Below are 16,663 nucleotides of genomic sequence, written 5' to 3'. Positions count from 1 at the left end.
TTGGCTGCACCGGAGCTGTTGCCGTTAATCGAGGCCGTCGGTCGGGTGCTGCTCGGCAAGGACCATCAGGTGCGCCTGGCCTTCAGTTGTTTGTTGGCCGGTGGTCATCTGTTGATCGAAGACCGGCCGGGGATGGGGAAATCAACCCTGGCTGAAGCGTTGGCCAGGGTCTTTGCGCTTGCCTTCAAGCGGGTGAGCTTCACCAGTGATCTGTTGCCGGCTGACCTCACGGGCCTGAACGTGTTCAACCCCGCAGAGGCCAGCTTCCGTTTTCAGCCCGGTCCACTGTTCACGCAGGTGCTGCTGGCTGATGAGATCAATCGCGCCAGCCCTCGCACCCAGAGCGCTTTGCTGGAGGCGATGGCCGCTGGTCGCGTCAGTGTTGACGGCGTTAGCCATGCCTTGCCGCACCCGTTTTTTGTGATTGCAACGCAGAACAGCCTTGATCAGGTGGGAACCAGCCCCTTGCCCGAGGCTCAGTTGGATCGCTTCCTGATGCGCCTGAGCCTTGGTTTTCCTGATCGTGACTCTGAACGGACGTTGTTGAGAGCTGGATTTGATCCAACCTCCGACAGCCTGCCGCGGCTTCGCCCGGAGGCCTTGCTGCAGTTGCAGCACCGTTGTTCCGCCCAGCACTGCTCTGAGCTACTGATCGATTACGTCCTTGATTTGGTTGAGGTCAGTCGTCAGCGCCATCCCGGTCTTTCTCCGCGGGCCAGTCAGGGCCTCCTGGCGGCTGCTCGGGCTTGGTCTCTGCTCGATGGGCGTGATCATGTGGTGATTGACGATGTCCAGGCTGTGTTGCCCGTGGTGGTGGAGCATCGACTGGATGCCGGTTGTCCCGCTCGACATGGTGCACCGCACAGCGAAGCCCTTCTTCAAGCCGTCCCAGCCTTGCGCTGAATTGAGGTTGGGGCATCGAAGCCTTTACATCATTCCCAGTCGCTTCGGAGCGCTATGGATTGCCGCCGCTGGCCTGTTGCTGCTGGTGGCCATCCAGACGGGCAGCAACAGCACCCTGCTGCTGGCTTTCGTGATGCTTGGCCTGATGTTGCTGGCCATGTTCCTTACCCACGACACACTCCAGGGCCTCATGCTGCGGTGTGATCAGCCTGCAGCGACGTTTGCCTGTGAGCTGGCCGACTATCCCTTGCAGTTGGAGAGTTCCGAAGCCCGGCCCCGGTGCAGCTTGCGTGTTCAGGGGCATGCGGTGGTGGCGTGTGATCGCATTGCCGCAGGCACAACGACTCTCGCTCTTCCCTGGGTGGCGGAGAACCGTGGTTGGCAGCTGCCGCCTCCTGTGCAGATCGAGACCATTGCTCCCATGGGGCTGTTCATTTGTTGGGGGCGTTGGCAGCCCAGGCAGCCGCAGTTGATCTGGCCGCGGCGGCGGCCTGGTCCTGTCGCCGAAACGCAGCCTTCACGATCCAGGGGTGGGCTGGAGGAATGGCAAGACCTCAGACCTGTCCGCGAGGGGGAACGACCGGCCCTGGTGGATTGGGCCAGTGCTGCGCGAGGCAGGCCCTTGCAAGCCAAGGTGTTCAACGACCCCGAGGAGCCTGAGGTGATCCTCGCCCCTGCTTCCGGCGTTGCGCTGGAGCTGGCCCGGGAGCATCTGGCGGATCGCATCTGGCAGCTTCACCACAGCGGTGTCTGCTATGGCCTTCAGATCCAGGGCATCAGCTTGGCGCCATCGAAGGGGCGGCGCCATCGCGATGCATGTCTGGAGGCGTTGGCGACGGCATGAGCCACCAAAGTCACGCGTCCTCTCTGGCCTGGTGGGCGTTGCCGCCTGTGATGCTGCAATGCATTGCCCTGAATTGGTCCGCGCCCCTCACCTGGCCCACATGGGCGTTGGTGTTTTGCTCTCTGTTCAAGCTGCGGGATTGCCGGCGCCCCTTTGACCGCCGGCTTGTCGCTCTACTGCAATTGGTCTCCACCGGCTTGCTGGCGGCCCAGCTGCAGGGCCTGTTGGCGAGCATCCTGCAGGTGCTGGCGGTGTTGCTGGCCCTAGCCGGCTTGCTGGGCCATGAGCTGGCTGGGGCTCTGACCTTCCGTGGTTTTTTGCGGCGCAGCCTGCAGCTGCTTGCGGCAGCGTTGCCGCTGGCGCTGGTGCTGTTTTTATTTGTGCCCAGGCTGCCACCTTTGTGGACCACTCAGCTGGGCCCCACTCGCGGCACGGTTTCTGGGCTCTCTCCAGATCTGGATCCCCTCAGCATTGCGGAGCTGGCCCTGGTGGATGGCTCGGCAGCGCGCGTTTTGCTGCCGGAGGGGATGCCCCTGCCTACGGATGCCTATTGGCGGGTGTTGGTGCATGAGCAGTTCGACGGCCGCCGCTGGCAGCACCAGGATCCTCCTGTTATTCGGGGTAGGTCTGGTGGTCAAAAGGTTGGGCAAGGAACCAGTCAGTGGTGGGTGGTTGAACCCTCGGCGACCAGGGCCGTCCCCTGGGACGGCTCAGCCTTGCCGACATCGCCTGATCAGTGGATCACGCCGGAAGGTGAGCTGCTGGTCGGTGCCGCATCGCGCCAGCGCCGCTCCTTTCGCCTTCAGTCCACCGAAAAGATGGCGGCCTGGCAGCAGCGCATCCCCGTTCCCAGTGAACGCCAGTCGCCCCCTGATTCCTTGCCCAGACTTAAGGCATTGGCTCGCCAGTTCCGAGCGCTGCCCACGGCTTCTGGACGTCTGGAGGCGGCTGAGGATTGGTTTCGGCGTCAGCCTTTCCGTTACAGCCTTCAGCCCGGTGCGGTTGCTGATCTGGATGTCTTTTTGTTTGATCAGCAGGTGGGGTTCTGCGGTCACTACGCCAGTTCCCTGGCCGCCTTGATGCGGGCTGCTGATGTGCCGGCCCGCGTGGTGAGTGGCTATCAGGGCGGGCATGTGGTGCAACCGCTCAGCGGCAGTCCCTATCTGGAGCTGCGCCAGAGCGATGCCCACGCCTGGGTGGAGCTGTGGTTGGAGGGGCAGGGTTGGCGTCGGGTTGATCCCACCCTCTGGGCAACAAATGCTGCTCTGCCCTCTGCCGCAGTGGCTGCTGAGTCAGGGCAGCGCCAAGAGGAAAATGTGCCCTGGTGGCGTTGGCTCCAATGGCAGTGGTGGGGCCTGAATCTGGCCTGGACGCGCTGGTGGTTCGGTTTCGACCAGATCAGTCAGCAGGCCTGGTTGCAGACGTTGTTTGGTGCGCAGCTGCGTTGGTTGGGTGTGGCGATCGTTGTGGGTTGCTTCGCGTCCACAGCGGCTGGTTGGCTGTTGTTGCGCCTTGGCCTCCGGTCTCGCTCCCCACTGGCTCAATCCCTTCGTCTCATGGCCCGTCGAGGTGTGGTTCCCCTTCAGGGGGAAAGCTTCCCCCGTCTGTGTCGGCGAGCCGCGAGGATGCAGCCCGATCTGGCCCCGCTGTTTCAGGCCATGGCAGATCAGCAGCAGCTGCTTGCCCATGCCCCGCTCACCCCATCCCAGCGCCGGCACCATCTGCGCCAATGGCGGCATCTCCGCTCAAGGCTTGGCCGACTCCGTTGATCTGAGCAGTTGCTTGCTCAGCTGGTGGCAGACCCATGGCCGGCGGGATCCCTTGCAGAAGCCCTGGATGTTCAATGCGGCCGGGGGGTGGCCTGACGCGGATCAACAGCTCAATCCCTACGGCATCTGGATTGCCGAGGTGATGCTGCAGCAGACCCAGTTGGCGGTCGCGCTTCCCTACTGGACACGTTGGATGGCGGCGTTTCCCACCCTGGAGTCCCTGGCCGCGGCGTCTCTTGACGAGGTGCGCTTGAAATGGCAGGGCCTCGGCTATTACTCACGGGTCCGCCGGGTGCACGAGGCGGCGCAGCTGCTAGTGGGCCGAGCCTGGCCCCATGCCTTGGAGGAGTGGATGGCATTGCCGGGCATCGGCCGGACCACCGCCGGCAGCATCCTCTCCAGTGCTTTCAATGTTCGTTCGCCGATCCTGGATGGGAATGTCAAACGTGTGCTGTCGCGACTGACGGCCCATCCGCGCCCGCCGGCTCGCGACGACGCCCTGTTCTGGAGCTGGAGCGAGGCCTTGCTTGATCCGGTGCGGCCTCGGGATATCAACCAGGCCTTGATGGATCTGGGGGCCACACTCTGCACCCCTCGCCAGCCGCACTGCCACCGCTGCCCCTGGCAACCCCACTGCTCTGCTTACGCTGCCGGCGATCCCTGCCGTTGGCCCGTGACCGATGCCTCCAAGCCCCTGCCCTTCCAGTTGATCGGTGTGGGTGTTGTGCTGAACACGGCAGGCGAGGTGTTGATTGACCAGCGACTTGAGGAAGGCCTGCTGGGAGGGATGTGGGAGTTCCCCGGTGGCAAACAAGAGCAGGGCGAAACAATCGAAACCTGCATCGCACGCGAGTTGAACGAGGAACTCGGAATCACCGTGACGGTCGGCGCTCAACTGATCACCGTTGATCACGCCTACAGCCACAAGAAGCTCCGCTTTGTGGTGCATTTCTGCGACTGGGTCTCGGGGGAGCCGCAGCCTCTTGCCAGTCAGCAGGTGCGTTGGGTGCGGCCGGATGAACTGGGTAACTACGCCTTTCCAGCGGCCAACGCAAAGATCATTGCGGCGTTGCTGGCTCACTCATGAAGTTGCTGCTCCATGCCGGCCCGATGAAAACGGGCTCAACGGCATTTCAGGAACTGCTTGGGGTCAATCGCTCCCTCTTGGAGCACAGCGGAATTCGCTTCCGCCATCTGCGCCGTCAGGAGCTGGATGATCTCGAAGCGGTGCTGGAGGCCGAGCGGAGACGCGGTTGGCCGCGGGTGCTGTTGCTCTCCCACGAATGCCTTTGTCGCCTGGACCCCTATCGCTTGAAAGCGGCTTTGCGTTTGGTGCCGGCCCCGGCTGAGGCGGTTCTGGTGGCGCGACCGCTCCGGGAGGTTTACCCAAGCCTTTATCTGCAGAACCTCAAGGGCCATGTGATGCGCACCTCCTCCTATGAGGAGTTTCTGCAGGAACAGATCGAGCGCGACCGCCGGCCGGAGCAGGCGGAGCGGGGACAGGTGTTCCGCTATGCCTTTCTGGAGGAGCAGATGCAGGCCGCGGGTTGTGCGGTCCAGTGGGTCTCCTATGCACGTTCATCCCTGCTGGATGATCTGTTGTCCTGGCTGGCGCACCATGCCGATGCAGTGGAGATGTTGCGCGGACTGAAGCCCCTACCCACGCCAAGTGGTGTGAGTCCACGACGGTCTCTTGATGGAACTGTTGTTGAGGTGGCCCGCCGTCTGAATGAACGTTGTCGTGCGGGAACGCTGTCTCCTGAGGATCGAGACAGCCTCCTGGTCGCTTTATTGGACAGCAGCGATCGGATTCGTTCCCAACGCCAGGGCCTGGATTCTTTCCGAGAAAACCATGCCACTCGCCTGGATGCTTTGGATGATGAGCTCAATGGCACCTTCTGGCGCCATCACGACATGCATCCTTCCCCATGGGATCCGAAATAGCCGGCCCTTCTTCTGTCGTCTGTCTTGGTGAAGCCCTGATCGATCGGCTTGGGCCGCCCGGAGGTGATCCGGCGGTGGATCGGCCTGTGGACGACCGTCTGGGAGGAGCCCCAGCGAATGTGGCCTGTGGCTTGGCCCGCTTGGGCACACCGGTGGCGTTTGCCGGTCGCTTGGGGCAGGACGTCATTGGCGAGGCTTTTTCCAGGTTGTTTGCTGAGCGTGGTCTGGAGACCTCGCTGCTGCAGCGGGATGCCGAGCGTCCCAGTCGCATTGTTCTGGTGCGCCGTGAGCGGGATGGAGAACGGCAGTTTCAGGGCTTTGCCGGGAATGAAGGGGCCGGTTTCGCGGACCAGGCTCTGGAGCCAGCTGCGCTGCCTCAGGCCCGATGGTTGTTGATCGGTACGCTTCCACTGGCGGCACCAATTTCGGCTTCGGCTTTGTTGTCGGCCGTCCGCCAGGCTCAGGCCCACGGCACGGCGATCGCTCTCGATGTGAACTGGCGCCCTACGTTTTGGGATGCAGCGGCTGATCCTGAGGCCAAACCGTCCGCAGCGGCGAAGGCTGCGATTCAACCGCTTCTGGACCAGGCGGCCCTGATCAAGTTGGCGCGGGAGGAAGCGCTTTGGTTCTTCAACACCGACGATCCCGGCGCGATCCAGCAGGCCTTGCCCCAGCGGCCGGATGTGGTGGTGACCGATGGAGCGGCCCCAGTGCGCTGGCAGTTGGCTGATGCATCTGGCCAACAGGCCGCCTTTAAGCCTCCCACCATTGTTGACACCACCGGTGCCGGCGATGCCTTCACGGCCGGGCTGTTGCACCGGTGGTCTGCAGCGCCCCAGGAGCGCATCCGCTTTGCAGCCGCCTGTGGTGCCTTGGTCTGTGGCGGTGCCGGCGCTATTGATCCGCAGCCCACGCAGGCTCAGGCGGAGGCCTTCCTGGGAGTAGTGAGCTGAGCGAGCCGGCCTTCATCCTGGTAAATCAGCTCGAGCCTCCAGGCTTCTAGCAGATCAAGACCCAGCCGTTCTGGCCACTCCACCGCCATCAACGCCCCTGCCGCGCGCGCCTCTTCCTCTTCCTGCAAAAACAGCTCATCGGCTGCAGCCGGGTGCTCCAGGCGATAGAGATCGAGATGCACCAGCTGCGGTGTTCCCTGGGGATAGTGCTGCGCCAAGGCAAAGGTGGGGCTGGTGATCGGCTCGGTGATCCCGAGGCCTTCGGCCAGGCCCTGCACCAGCGATGTTTTGCCGGCCCCCAGGGGGCCACTGAGTAGAAGAATTGCCCCCCGTGGCAGTTCGCGAGCGAGGGATCGGCCCAGGGCTCGGGTCGTCTCAAGGGTCTCAAGAGCCCAGACATGCCCTGTAGAGTCCGGCTCTAGCGAGCCCGAAGCCTCGGCGTCTCTGCAGAGATTCAACTCCACGTTTGCTTTAGGGAGCATTAAAACCATGGTGGCAGCGCCCACGTCCCCGGCTGAGCTGAAGCTCGGCGTCGATTGCGTCATTGCCGACATAGATCAAGCCGATTTCGGCCGCAAGGAGCTCGACATTGCCGAGACCGAGATGCCCGGTCTGATGGCGTTGCGCGAGAAGTACGGCAGCGAGAAGCCCCTGCAGGGCGCCCGCATCGCTGGCTCTCTGCACATGACGATTCAGACCGCGGTTCTGATCGAGACCCTGGTGGAGCTCGGAGCAGAAGTGCGCTGGGCCTCCTGCAACATCTTCTCCACCCAGGACCATGCCGCTGCGGCCATCGCCGCCAAGGGCATTCCTGTCTTCGCTGTTAAAGGCGAGACCCTTGAGGAGTACTGGGACTACACCCACCGCATCCTCGAGTGGGGTGACGGCGGATCTCCCAACATGATCCTGGACGACGGTGGCGATGCCACCGGACTGGTGATGCTGGGCAGCAAGGCCGAACAGGACATCACCGTTCTGGACAACCCCGGCAACGAAGAGGAGACCTTCCTGTTCGCTTCGATCAAGAAAAAGCTGGCCCAGGACCCCAGCTTCTATTCCCGCACCAAGGCCCAGATCCAGGGCGTGACCGAGGAGACCACCACTGGTGTGGCGCGTCTATACAAGATGCAGAAGAGCGGTGAACTGCCCTTCCCCGCTATCAACGTCAACGACTCGGTCACAAAGAGCAAGTTCGACAACCTCTACGGCTGCCGCGAGTCACTGGTGGACAGCATCAAGCGGGCCACCGACGTGATGGTGGCTGGCAAGCAGGCCCTGGTGATCGGCTACGGAGATGTGGGCAAGGGTTCAGCCCAGTCTCTGCGTGGTCTCGGCGCCACCGTCTGCATTGCGGAAGTGGATCCGATCTGCGCGCTGCAGGCCGCCATGGAGGGTTACCGCGTGGTGCGTCTGGAAGACGTGGTCGAAGACATGGACATCTTTGTCACCGCCACCGGCAACTACCAGGTGATCCGCAACGAGCACTTGGTGAAGATGAAAGACGAGGCCATCGTCTGCAACATCGGCCACTTCGATAACGAGATCGATGTCGCTTCCCTCAAGGCGTACGAGTGGGAGAACATCAAGCCTCAGGTCGACCACATCACCCTGCCCAGCGGCAACAGGATCATCCTGCTGGCGGAAGGCCGTCTGGTGAACCTGGGATGCGCCACTGGCCACCCCAGTTTTGTGATGAGCAACTCCTTCACCAACCAGGTGTTGGCTCAGATCGAGCTGTTCACTAAGGGCGACGAGTACGGCAAAGAGGTGTACGTGCTGCCCAAGCACCTCGATGAGATGGTGGCTCGCCTTCACCTCGGCCGCATCGGCGCCAAGCTCACCGAGCTCAGCAAGGACCAGGCCGATTACATCAACGTGCCCGTGGAAGGCCCCTACAAGCCCGACCACTACCGCTACTGATCACGATCCTGCGGATCGAAATCTGATTCTCACGGCCCCATGGAAGACTTGCGCCATCCAGCGCAGTCTCCATGGGGCTTTCTGATCTGATCACACAGCTGCCGGAGTTGATCGGCCAGGCGGTTGAGGCGAACCAGTGGCTGGGTTACTCCGCGATTTTCGCGGCGATGTTTCTCGAGAATCTGTTCCCGCCGATCCCGTCCGAGTTGATCATGCCCCTGGGGGGCTTTTATGTGCAGCAGGGTCAGCTTGACCTTGTGCCTGTGGTCCTGGCCGGTTTGCTGGGCACGGTGCTCGGCGCTTTGCCCTGGTACGGCATCGGACGGTTGATCAACGAGGAACGGATCGAAGCTTGGTTGCAACGTCACGGTCGCTGGATTGGCATCAGTGCTGATGAGTTGGCCCGCAGCCGCCGCTGGTTCAGCCGCTACGGCACCGCGCTGGTGTTCTGGGGGCGTCTGGTGCCTGGCATTCGCACGCTGATCTCAGTGCCGGCCGGCATTGAAATGATGCGGATGGCGCCGTTCCTGGTCTGGACAACCGCCGGCAGCTTGATCTGGACTGTTCTGCTCACCGTGGCCGGCATGGTTCTCGGAGAGGGCTACAGCAACGTTGAGGTCTGGATTGACCCTGTCTCCAAAGCAGTGAAGGTGCTGCTGGTGGTGTCGGTGCTGGCTGGTGCGATTTGGTTGGGCCTGCGCATCTGGCGCCGGCGTCAGTCGTCCGACTGATTACCGGCGCTGGGGCCTCCCTCAGGTCTGGGGCTCAGAAGGGGATGTCCTCATCCGAGGCCTGGCCGCCAAAGCTGCCGGCGGCCTCCTGGCTGTCGCGTTTGGAGCCGAGCAGTTCGAGCCGGTCAACACGGACCACAGGCTTGCTGCGCTCTTCACCGCTGGCACGGTCGGTCCAGCGATCCAGCTTGAAGCTGCCGATGATGCCGAGCAGGGATCCCTTCTTCACGTAGTCCGCGGCGACCTGGGCCTGCTTGCCCCAGATCTCAAGGTTGAACCAGTCGGGCTCATCGTCGCGGCTGCGACGGTTCACCGCCATGGTGAGATTGGCCACCATGCTGCCTGATTCGAAGTAACGCACTTCGGGATCGCGGCCGGCACGGCCGACGAGGGTGACGGAATTAACGCCCATAGACAATTCATCTCCGGAATTTGGATTCATGATGCGGCACCGGTTGGGTGACTGCTTTTAAGGAGTTCCACCCAAGCCGCTGGGTGTAACAGGCAACTGTGGAGAACGCCCCTATGATCCGGCGGTCTTGACTGCGGTGTCTGTGTTCTTTCGTCGTTTCCAGCTGTCGCGCGACATCGGCATCGACCTGGGCACCGCCAACACCCTGATCTACGTTTCAGGCCGCGGCATCGTGCTGCAGGAGCCCTCCGTGGTGGCTCTTGACCTCGAGCGAGGCACAACCATGGCCGTGGGCGATGAAGCCAAGTTGATGCTTGGGCGTACCCCCGGAAATATCCGGGCCGTCCGTCCGCTGCGCGACGGGGTGATTGCCGATTTTGATGCCGCTGAGCAGATGCTCAAAACCTTCATCACCAAAGGCAATGAGGGGCGCGGCATCATGGCGCCCCGTCTGGTGGTGGGCATTCCCAGTGGCGTGACTGGCGTGGAGCGGCGCGCTGTGCGGGAAGCAGGTATGGCTGGTGCCCGTGAGGTACACCTGATCGATGAACCGGTGGCAGCCGCCATTGGCGCGGGCCTTCCGGTCACCGAGCCCGTCGGAACAATGATTGTCGACATCGGTGGCGGCACCACCGAGGTGGCGGTGTTGAGCCTTGGCGGAACGGTGTTGAGTGAATCCGTGCGTGTTGCCGGCGATGAAATCAGCGACTCCATCGGTGTGTACCTCAAAAAGGTGCACAACATGGTGGTGGGCGAGCGGACTGCCGAGGAGATCAAGATCCGCATTGGCTCCGCCTTCCCGGACGACGAATTCGATCAGCAGTCCATGGATGTGCGGGGTCTGCATCTACTTTCCGGTTTGCCCCGCACCATCAATCTCAAGGCTGGTGACCTGCGCGAAGCGATCGCCGAACCGCTCAACGTGATCGTCGAAGCGGTGAAGCGAACGCTGGAGCGCACCCCCCCCGAGCTGGCAGCCGACATAGTGGATCGCGGCATAATGCTGGCCGGTGGTGGTGCATTGGTGCGGGGCATCAGCGACCTGATCAGCCACGAGACCGGCATCTTTGTGCACATCGCCGAAGATCCACTGCTCTGCGTGGTGAATGGTTGCGGCCAGGTACTGGAAGACTGGAAGCGTCTGCAGCGGGTGGTCGACACCCCGGAATTCGTCCGCTCCGCCGCAGGCGCCTGAAGCCATGGCCCCAACGCTCCGTCCCGGCAAGAGCCGCTGGCGTGGATTGGGGCAACTCACCCCCTGGCTGCTGTTGGTGGTGGGACTGTTGTTGGTGCGCTTGAGCAAGGGCGCTGGTTTCAGCGATGCCTACGCCCTTCTCAGCCGACCCTTCTGGCCTGGCTCTGCCCAGCGGGAATGGGTCACGGCCGCGGCGGATCTGGAGGAGCGCTCCCGTCTGCAGCTTTTGGCAGACGACAACCGCCGCTTGCGCGGTCTGCTGGAGCTTCAGCAAAAGGGATCGGCCGAGGGCGAGGTGCCAGCTGCTGTGATTTCCCGCTCACCGCGGGGATGGTGGCAGCAACTGGAGTTGGGCAAGGGTTCGCTGCAGGGGTTGGGCCAGGGCGATGCTGTTCTGGGCCCTGGAGGCTTGGTGGGTCGTATCGCCAGCGTCACCCCGGCGACGGCTCGGGTGAAGTTGCTCACCGCGCCCGGCCACGAGATCGGCGTTTGGCTGCCCCGCAGCCGTCGCCATGGATTGCTGGTGGGCCGCGGCAGCAGTCGCCTCTCGCTCCGTTTCATTGATAAAGACCCCGACGTGCGCCCGGGTGACTTAGTCGCTACTTCGCCGGCCAGCACCCTGTTGCCCCCCAACGTGCCGGTGGGCGTCATCCAGTCAGTGGATGAGCAAGCTGTTCCCGCACCCACAGCGGTGGTGCAGTTGATCGCAGCACCGGAAGCGATCGACTGGGTGCAAGTGCAAACCCGCTGACATGGCTCGTCTGCACCGACAACCGATGTGTGTGGCTTCAGCCCTGGTTGTGCCGTTGCTGGCCTTGGCATCGCCGCCTTGGTTGGCCATTGATGGGGTCGGTCCTGCCTGGGCCGTGCTTTGGCTGTTGCCCTGGGCTCTCGTGGATGGTCCGGTGTCGGGGGCGTTGGCGGGTGTGACTTTGGGGCTGGTGCTGGATGGTCTCAACCTCGGAGGTTTGAGTCAGGTGCCGGCGTTGCTGCTTCTGGGTCTGTGGTGGGGAAGGCTGGGGCGGCGTGCAGCACCGATTCAACGCAGCCTGAATCTGGGCTTGTTGGCCTGGCTTGGCTCGGTGGGTCTTGGTTTGTCGTTGATCCTTCAGCTTTGGTTGCGTCAAGGTGGCGCATTGGATCCCCTCACCCAGAGCTGGGGTCTGCAGACCCTTTGGTGCCAGGCCCTGGTGACGGGTTTGTTGGCACCGCTGTTGGTGTCGTTGCAGTTGTTGCTTTGGCGAAGGAGGGTTCCCTCATGAGGCTCACCCGACGGGATCTGCTGCTAGGGGCAGCGGCCCTAGGACTTGCGGCCTGCGGTCCCAAGAACCCACAGGCCAGGGCCATGGAGTTGTGGACCCTGCAATTGGCACCCAAGTTCAATCCCTATTTCGCGGATGTTCTGGGGGACTGGAGCCGCCTCCATCCGGGCGCACCTGTGCGCTGGACGGATTTGCCCTGGGGGTCGGTGGAACGCAAGTTGCTGGCGGCGGTGTTTGCCCGCACGGCTCCAGATGTGGTGAACCTCAATCCGCCCTTCGCAGCCAATCTGGCCAGCAAGGGTGGCTTGGCCGACTTAACTCCGCTGCTGCCGGCTGCCGCTGCTGGCCGCTATCTGCCATCCGTGTGGCAGGCCTGCCAAGATCCCGATGCCGGGCAGATTGCCGTGCCCTGGTATCTCACGGTGCGGCTGAGTCTGGTCAACCGGGCCCTGTTGGATCAAGCCGGCATCCCAGCGCCGCCCACCCGCTGGGATCAGGTTCCGGCCTTTGCCCGTCGCATTCGCGAGCGCACGGGCCGCTATGGCCTGTTCCTCACCACCGTTCCGGATGACTCGGCCGAGCTCCTGGAAACCCTGGTGCAGATGGGGGTGACCCTGTTGGATTCCCGACGCCGGGCTGTTTTCGATAGCCCTGCGGGTCGTCGGGCCTTCCGCTTCTGGAGTGATCTCTACCGGGAGGGGCTGTTGCCCCGCGAGGTGGTGAGCCAGGGGCAACGCCGGGCGATCGAGTTGTTCCAGAGCGGCGATCTGGCCCTGGCGGCCACGGGGGCGGAGTTCCTGCGCAGCATTCAAACCAATGCGCCAGGGGTGGCCGCGGTGACGGAGTCCCATCCCCCGGTGACCGGTGCTGATGGCAATGCCAATGTGGCCTTGATGACCTTGGCGGTGCCGCGTCAGAGCCAGCGCGCCCAAGAGGCCGTGGATCTTGCGCTGTTTCTGACCAATGCTGATCAGCAGGCGCGCTTTGCCGCCGAGGCCCGGGTGTTGCCGTCGTCACTGGAGGCCCTGGCCCGGGTGCGTGCCGCGTTGGAGCAGGAGGTTCCCGGTTCAGCCGCGGAGCGTCAGATTCGCCAGGCCCGTTTGTTGTCGGCTAGCACGTTGGAGCGGGCGCGGGTGTTGGTACCGGCGCTGCCGGGTATCAAGCGCCTGCAGAAGATCCTCTATACCCAGATGCAGCGGGCGATGTTGGCCCAGGTCAGCCCTGAGCAGGCATTAACAGCTGCGGCGTCGGAATGGAACAGATATGCCCATTCTCGTTGGCCTGAGGTCGCCGGCAATTCTTAAGATAATCGGTAAACCAGCTGCGCGCCAGGGTGTTTGCGTCGATCTCCATGTCCTGACAGGTAAGGTTGCAGCTCGTTAAGGGTTTGATTCGGATGACGGGCAACCTGCCCTCACAACCGAAAGCCACCATTCTTGTCGTTGATGACGAGGCAGCTGTAAGGCGTGTTCTGGTGATGCGCCTCCAGTTGTCGGGTTACCGCGTCGTCTGCGCTGAGGATGGTGAGCAAGCCCTGGAGATGTTCCACAACGAGTCGCCCGATCTGGTGGTGCTCGATGTGATGTTGCCCAAGCTTGATGGCTTTGCGGTGTGTCGCCGCTTGCGGGCTGAATCATGCGTGCCGATCATTTTCCTTTCTGCCGTTGAAGCGATCTCCGAGCGAGTCGCTGGATTGGATCTGGGCGCTGATGACTATTTGCCCAAACCTTTCAGCCCCAAGGAACTCGAAGCTCGTATTTCAACAATTTTGCGTCGGGTGGGCCGGGGTAATGCTGTCGTTGAAAGCCGTGAATTGCCCACGGGGCAAGGAGTTTTGCGGCTCGGCGATCTGGTGGTGGACACCAACAGACGCCAAGTCACTCGCGGGTCTGAGCGAATCAACCTCACTTATACGGAATTCAGCCTTTTGGAGTTGCTTTTCCGCGATCCCGGCCACGTTGTGCCGCGGGCGGAAATTCTTGAGCAGCTTTGGGGCTATCCGCCCCGTCGAGCGGCAGATCTTCGCGTGGTGGATGTCTACGTGGCGCGGTTGCGCGGAAAACTGGAGCCTGATCCCCGTAATCCCGAGTTGATCCTGACGGTCCGGGGCATTGGCTACGCCTCTCAACGTATGGGCGAGGCCTCTGCTGCCGGTTGATCAACCCGCGAGCGGGCAGGATGGCGCCCGACCGACCTGCTGCTGTGTCTGAGCTGCGCGACACCCGTCTGGAAAAGGCGAAGACATTGGAGGAGCTGGGGCAGGGTCCCTATGCCCTCACCTTCAGTCCCAGCCACCGCATGGCTGAACTGCAGGAGACCCATGCGGATCTGCCCAAGGGGGAAGAGCGGGACGTGAGTGTTTCCGTGGCGGGACGGGTGATGACCCGCCGGGTGATGGGAAAGCTGGCTTTTTTCACCCTGGCCGATGAGACGGGATCCATCCAGCTGTTCCTTGAGAAAGCGGGTCTGGAGGCCCAGCAGGAGGGCTGGTTCAAACAGATCACCTCGCTGGTCGACAGCGGCGACTGGTTGGGGGTGAGCGGAACCCTGCGCCGCACCGACCGCGGTGAACTGTCGGTAAAGGTGAACGACTGGCGCATGCTCACCAAGGCGCTGCAGCCTCTGCCGGACAAGTGGCATGGTCTGGCTGACGTGGAGAAGCGCTACCGCCAGCGTTACTTGGATCTGGTGGTGTCTCCCGACAGCCGGGAGACGTTCCGGCGCCGTGCTCGCTTGGTGAGTGGTATTCGCCGTTGGCTCGATCAGCGCGATTTCCTCGAGATCGAGACCCCGGTGCTTCAGAGCGAACCTGGTGGTGCTGACGCTCGACCGTTCGAGACCCATCACAATGCCCTCGACCTGCCCCTCACCCTGCGGATTGCCACCGAGTTGCACCTGAAGCGCTTGGTGGTCGGTGGCTTTGAGCGGGTGTATGAACTGGGCCGGATTTTCCGCAATGAAGGGGTCAGCACGCGCCACAACCCTGAGTTCACCTCGGTGGAGGTTTACCAGGCCTACAGCGATTACCTCGGAATGATGGAGCTCACCGAGCAGATGGTCAGCGCGGTGTGCCAGGAGGTCTGCGGCACGACCACCATCACCTACCAGGGCACCGCGATCGATCTGGCACCGCCGTGGCGGCGCGCCACGATGCACGAGCTCGTGCAGGACGCGACGGGGCTTGATTTCAACAGTTTCAGCAGTCGGGAGGAGGCAGCTGCGGCGATGACCGCTAAGGGTTTGCATGCTCCTGAACTGGCCGACTCGGTGGGCCGTCTGCTCAATGAAGCCTTCGAGCAGGCGGTGGAGACGACCCTGATTCAGCCCACCTTCGTCACCGATTACCCGGTGGAGATTTCGCCCCTGGCCAGGCCCCATCGCAGCAAGCCTGGCCTGGTGGAACGCTTCGAGTTGTTCATCGTCGGCCGCGAGCACGCCAATGCCTTCAGTGAACTCACTGATCCTGTGGATCAACGCCAGCGCCTCGAGGCTCAGCAGGAGCGCAAGGCGGCGGGTGATCTTGAGGCCCAGGGCTTGGACGAGGATTTCGTCACGGCCCTGGAGGTGGGCATGCCCCCCACGGGCGGTCTCGGCATCGGTATCGACCGGTTGGTGATGCTGCTCACCGACAGCCCCTCGATTCGGGATGTGATCGCCTTCCCGCTGCTGCGGCCGGAGTCCCGCAAGGGAGAGCCACCCTCAGTGGAATAATGGGAGTAGTGGCATGGTCCTATCCCCATGAGTGGAGAACGCGTCGGGTTTCGCTTCAAGCACGCTGATGCCGTGGTCAAGCGGAATCCCCAGGGCCGTTCCCGCCGGGGATGGGTGATGGAGCCGGTGGAGCAGACCACCAGTCGCGGTACCAAGATGCCCGCCTATCGCATTCGCTGGCGCGACAGTGAGCGTCCTGAAATCGTGCTTCAGCACATGCTGATCGCTGATCCTGACCCCACCCCTCCGCCCGAGGGTGTCAGCCTGGAGCCCCCCGCTCCCAAGGCCTGATCTAACTCAGCCCTGCGTTGCGGCGCAGCTGTTCCAATTCCTGTTCCGCTTCAAACAACGCCCAGTCCTTTTCCAGTGTTGAGGGGCTGGGCGTTTGCTGTTGCTGGTGAAGCTCCTGCAGCTGTCGCTCCACCTCGTTAAAGCGGCGTCCCAGATCCTCCAGGTCGGTCCAGAGGGCACGTCCCTGGTTCATCAGGCTGTTGAGATGTTGTTCGGCACGGGCGGTCAGATCAGTTGCTCCGGCTGCTCCGGCGCGGTCCACCCGGCTTCGCCAAGCCCGCACGTCCTCAGCCAGTCGCAGCAGCTGTTGGCGTTGCTGCTTCGCTTCGCTTTGCAGTTGCTCGCGTTGCCGTTGCAGGGCAACGGCCCGATCCTTGAGGTGCTGCTCGCTGAACAGGTTGTCCTGGACGGGGTTGTTGCGCAGAAAAGCAGAGAGCCTGGCGTCCAGCTCCCGCTCCAACTGCTCCAGCCAGCTGTTCATGCTTCGCCGGGGGTGGTGATCACCGGTTTTTCGATCTCTTTTTCCAAGGGCTCGATCGCAGCTGTTTTGGAGTTGAGGATCATCTGGGTGAGCTGCGCGGCTTTTACTTCGCCCACTTCACCTTCCAGTTCCCCCAGCCGATCGAAGGCCGCCATGTACACCGCTTCCAGGTCTTGGATTAGCTGCTCACGCTGCCGCTTGATCGCCTGACGCCGTTCGTCTGTTTTCATGCCGCCTGAGCTCCTGG

At 62.8% G+C, this 16,663-nt stretch carries 19 protein-coding genes; 15 read left to right on the top strand and 4 right to left on the bottom strand.

The genetic code is table 11. The annotated features are described in order from the left end of the window. Positions 1–18 precede the first annotated feature (18 nt). From Q3Y53_RS01180 to Q3Y53_RS01155, 6 genes are read left to right on the top strand one after another with little or no spacing between them, the layout of a single operon-like run. Positions 19–903, top strand: a complete 885-nt coding sequence (locus Q3Y53_RS01180) for a MoxR family ATPase (RefSeq protein ID WP_303531928.1) — start codon at positions 19–21, stop codon at positions 901–903. Then, complete coding sequence (locus Q3Y53_RS01175) at positions 830–1,747, top strand: hypothetical protein (RefSeq protein ID WP_303531925.1); 918 nt, start codon at positions 830–832, stop codon at positions 1,745–1,747. The genes Q3Y53_RS01180 and Q3Y53_RS01175 overlap by 74 nt, the downstream gene beginning before the upstream one ends. Next, positions 1,720–3,516: a transglutaminaseTgpA domain-containing protein gene (locus Q3Y53_RS01170; protein WP_303531923.1), complete on the top strand. Its 1,797-nt coding sequence runs from the start codon at positions 1,720–1,722 to the stop codon at positions 3,514–3,516. Before Q3Y53_RS01175 ends, Q3Y53_RS01170 begins: the two co-directional genes overlap by 28 nt. Continuing rightward, on the top strand, positions 3,434–4,603 hold the full coding sequence (gene mutT / locus Q3Y53_RS01165; protein WP_303531921.1) for an 8-oxo-dGTP diphosphatase MutT: 1,170 nt from the start codon (positions 3,434–3,436) through the stop codon (positions 4,601–4,603). Before Q3Y53_RS01170 ends, mutT begins: the two co-directional genes overlap by 83 nt. Then, positions 4,600–5,460 (top strand): hypothetical protein, encoded by an 861-nt coding sequence (locus tag Q3Y53_RS01160; RefSeq protein ID WP_303531918.1) that lies wholly within the window; start codon positions 4,600–4,602, stop codon positions 5,458–5,460. Before mutT ends, Q3Y53_RS01160 begins: the two co-directional genes overlap by 4 nt. Further along, on the top strand, positions 5,445–6,413 hold the full coding sequence (locus Q3Y53_RS01155; protein ID WP_303531916.1) for a carbohydrate kinase: 969 nt from the start codon (positions 5,445–5,447) through the stop codon (positions 6,411–6,413). Before Q3Y53_RS01160 ends, Q3Y53_RS01155 begins: the two co-directional genes overlap by 16 nt. Here Q3Y53_RS01155 and tsaE read toward each other — a convergent pair. Continuing rightward, complete coding sequence (gene tsaE, locus Q3Y53_RS01150; protein ID WP_303531914.1) at positions 6,380–6,904, bottom strand: tRNA (adenosine(37)-N6)-threonylcarbamoyltransferase complex ATPase subunit type 1 TsaE; 525 nt, start codon at positions 6,902–6,904, stop codon at positions 6,380–6,382. The genes Q3Y53_RS01155 and tsaE overlap by 34 nt on opposite strands. Here tsaE and ahcY point away from each other — a divergent pair. Together ahcY and Q3Y53_RS01140 are read left to right on the top strand one after the other, a co-directional pair. Further along, positions 6,903–8,333, top strand: a complete 1,431-nt coding sequence (ahcY, locus tag Q3Y53_RS01145) for an adenosylhomocysteinase (RefSeq protein WP_303531912.1) — start codon at positions 6,903–6,905, stop codon at positions 8,331–8,333. The genes tsaE and ahcY overlap by 2 nt on opposite strands. Positions 8,334–8,404: 71 nt before the next feature. Next, on the top strand, positions 8,405–9,064 hold the full coding sequence (locus Q3Y53_RS01140) for a DedA family protein (protein WP_303531910.1): 660 nt from the start codon (positions 8,405–8,407) through the stop codon (positions 9,062–9,064). 34 nt (positions 9,065–9,098) lie between these two features. Here the strand turns inward: Q3Y53_RS01140 and Q3Y53_RS01135 are convergent, their stop codons facing one another. Beyond that, complete coding sequence (locus tag Q3Y53_RS01135) at positions 9,099–9,476, bottom strand: single-stranded DNA-binding protein (protein WP_226412916.1); 378 nt, start codon at positions 9,474–9,476, stop codon at positions 9,099–9,101. A gap of 142 nt (positions 9,477–9,618) precedes the next feature. Between Q3Y53_RS01135 and Q3Y53_RS01130 the strand changes: the two genes are divergently transcribed. From Q3Y53_RS01130 to Q3Y53_RS01100, 7 genes are all read left to right on the top strand, one after another. Further along, positions 9,619–10,671, top strand: a complete 1,053-nt coding sequence (locus tag Q3Y53_RS01130) for a rod shape-determining protein (protein WP_011363141.1) — start codon at positions 9,619–9,621, stop codon at positions 10,669–10,671. A gap of 4 nt (positions 10,672–10,675) precedes the next feature. Beyond that, on the top strand, positions 10,676–11,422 hold the full coding sequence (mreC, locus tag Q3Y53_RS01125) for a rod shape-determining protein MreC (RefSeq protein WP_303531907.1): 747 nt from the start codon (positions 10,676–10,678) through the stop codon (positions 11,420–11,422). A 1-nt stretch (position 11,423) separates the two neighbouring features. Continuing rightward, positions 11,424–11,933, top strand: a complete 510-nt coding sequence (locus Q3Y53_RS01120) for a rod shape-determining protein MreD (RefSeq protein ID WP_303531904.1) — start codon at positions 11,424–11,426, stop codon at positions 11,931–11,933. Continuing rightward, positions 11,930–13,237, top strand: coding sequence for a sugar ABC transporter substrate-binding protein (locus tag Q3Y53_RS01115; protein ID WP_303531901.1), 1,308 nt, complete (start codon positions 11,930–11,932; stop codon positions 13,235–13,237). The genes Q3Y53_RS01120 and Q3Y53_RS01115 overlap by 4 nt, the downstream gene beginning before the upstream one ends. Before the next feature lie 92 nt (positions 13,238–13,329). Beyond that, complete coding sequence (rpaB, locus tag Q3Y53_RS01110) at positions 13,330–14,091, top strand: response regulator transcription factor RpaB (protein WP_303531898.1); 762 nt, start codon at positions 13,330–13,332, stop codon at positions 14,089–14,091. 44 nt (positions 14,092–14,135) lie between these two features. Next, positions 14,136–15,644: a lysine--tRNA ligase gene (gene lysS / locus Q3Y53_RS01105; RefSeq protein ID WP_303532737.1), complete on the top strand. Its 1,509-nt coding sequence runs from the start codon at positions 14,136–14,138 to the stop codon at positions 15,642–15,644. A gap of 27 nt (positions 15,645–15,671) precedes the next feature. Further along, on the top strand, positions 15,672–15,935 hold the full coding sequence (locus tag Q3Y53_RS01100) for a hypothetical protein (protein WP_006851112.1): 264 nt from the start codon (positions 15,672–15,674) through the stop codon (positions 15,933–15,935). Position 15,936: 1 nt separating this feature from the next. Here Q3Y53_RS01100 and Q3Y53_RS01095 read toward each other — a convergent pair whose 3' ends face one another. Together Q3Y53_RS01095 and Q3Y53_RS01090 are read right to left on the bottom strand one after the other, a co-directional pair. Further along, positions 15,937–16,416 carry a hercynine metabolism protein gene (locus Q3Y53_RS01095; RefSeq protein WP_303531878.1) on the bottom strand — a complete coding sequence of 160 codons (480 nt, stop codon included), beginning with the start codon at positions 16,414–16,416 and terminating at the stop codon, positions 15,937–15,939. Next, positions 16,413–16,646: a hercynine metabolism small protein gene (locus Q3Y53_RS01090; protein ID WP_038551723.1), complete on the bottom strand. Its 234-nt coding sequence runs from the start codon at positions 16,644–16,646 to the stop codon at positions 16,413–16,415. Before Q3Y53_RS01090 ends, Q3Y53_RS01095 begins: the two co-directional genes overlap by 4 nt. Positions 16,647–16,663: the final 17 nt, after the last annotated feature.

This window comes from Synechococcus sp. YX-04-1 (assembly GCF_030546365.1).
Classification (GTDB): domain Bacteria; phylum Cyanobacteriota; class Cyanobacteriia; order PCC-6307; family Cyanobiaceae; genus Parasynechococcus.
This window is presented reverse-complemented; position numbering and strand designations above follow the sequence as displayed.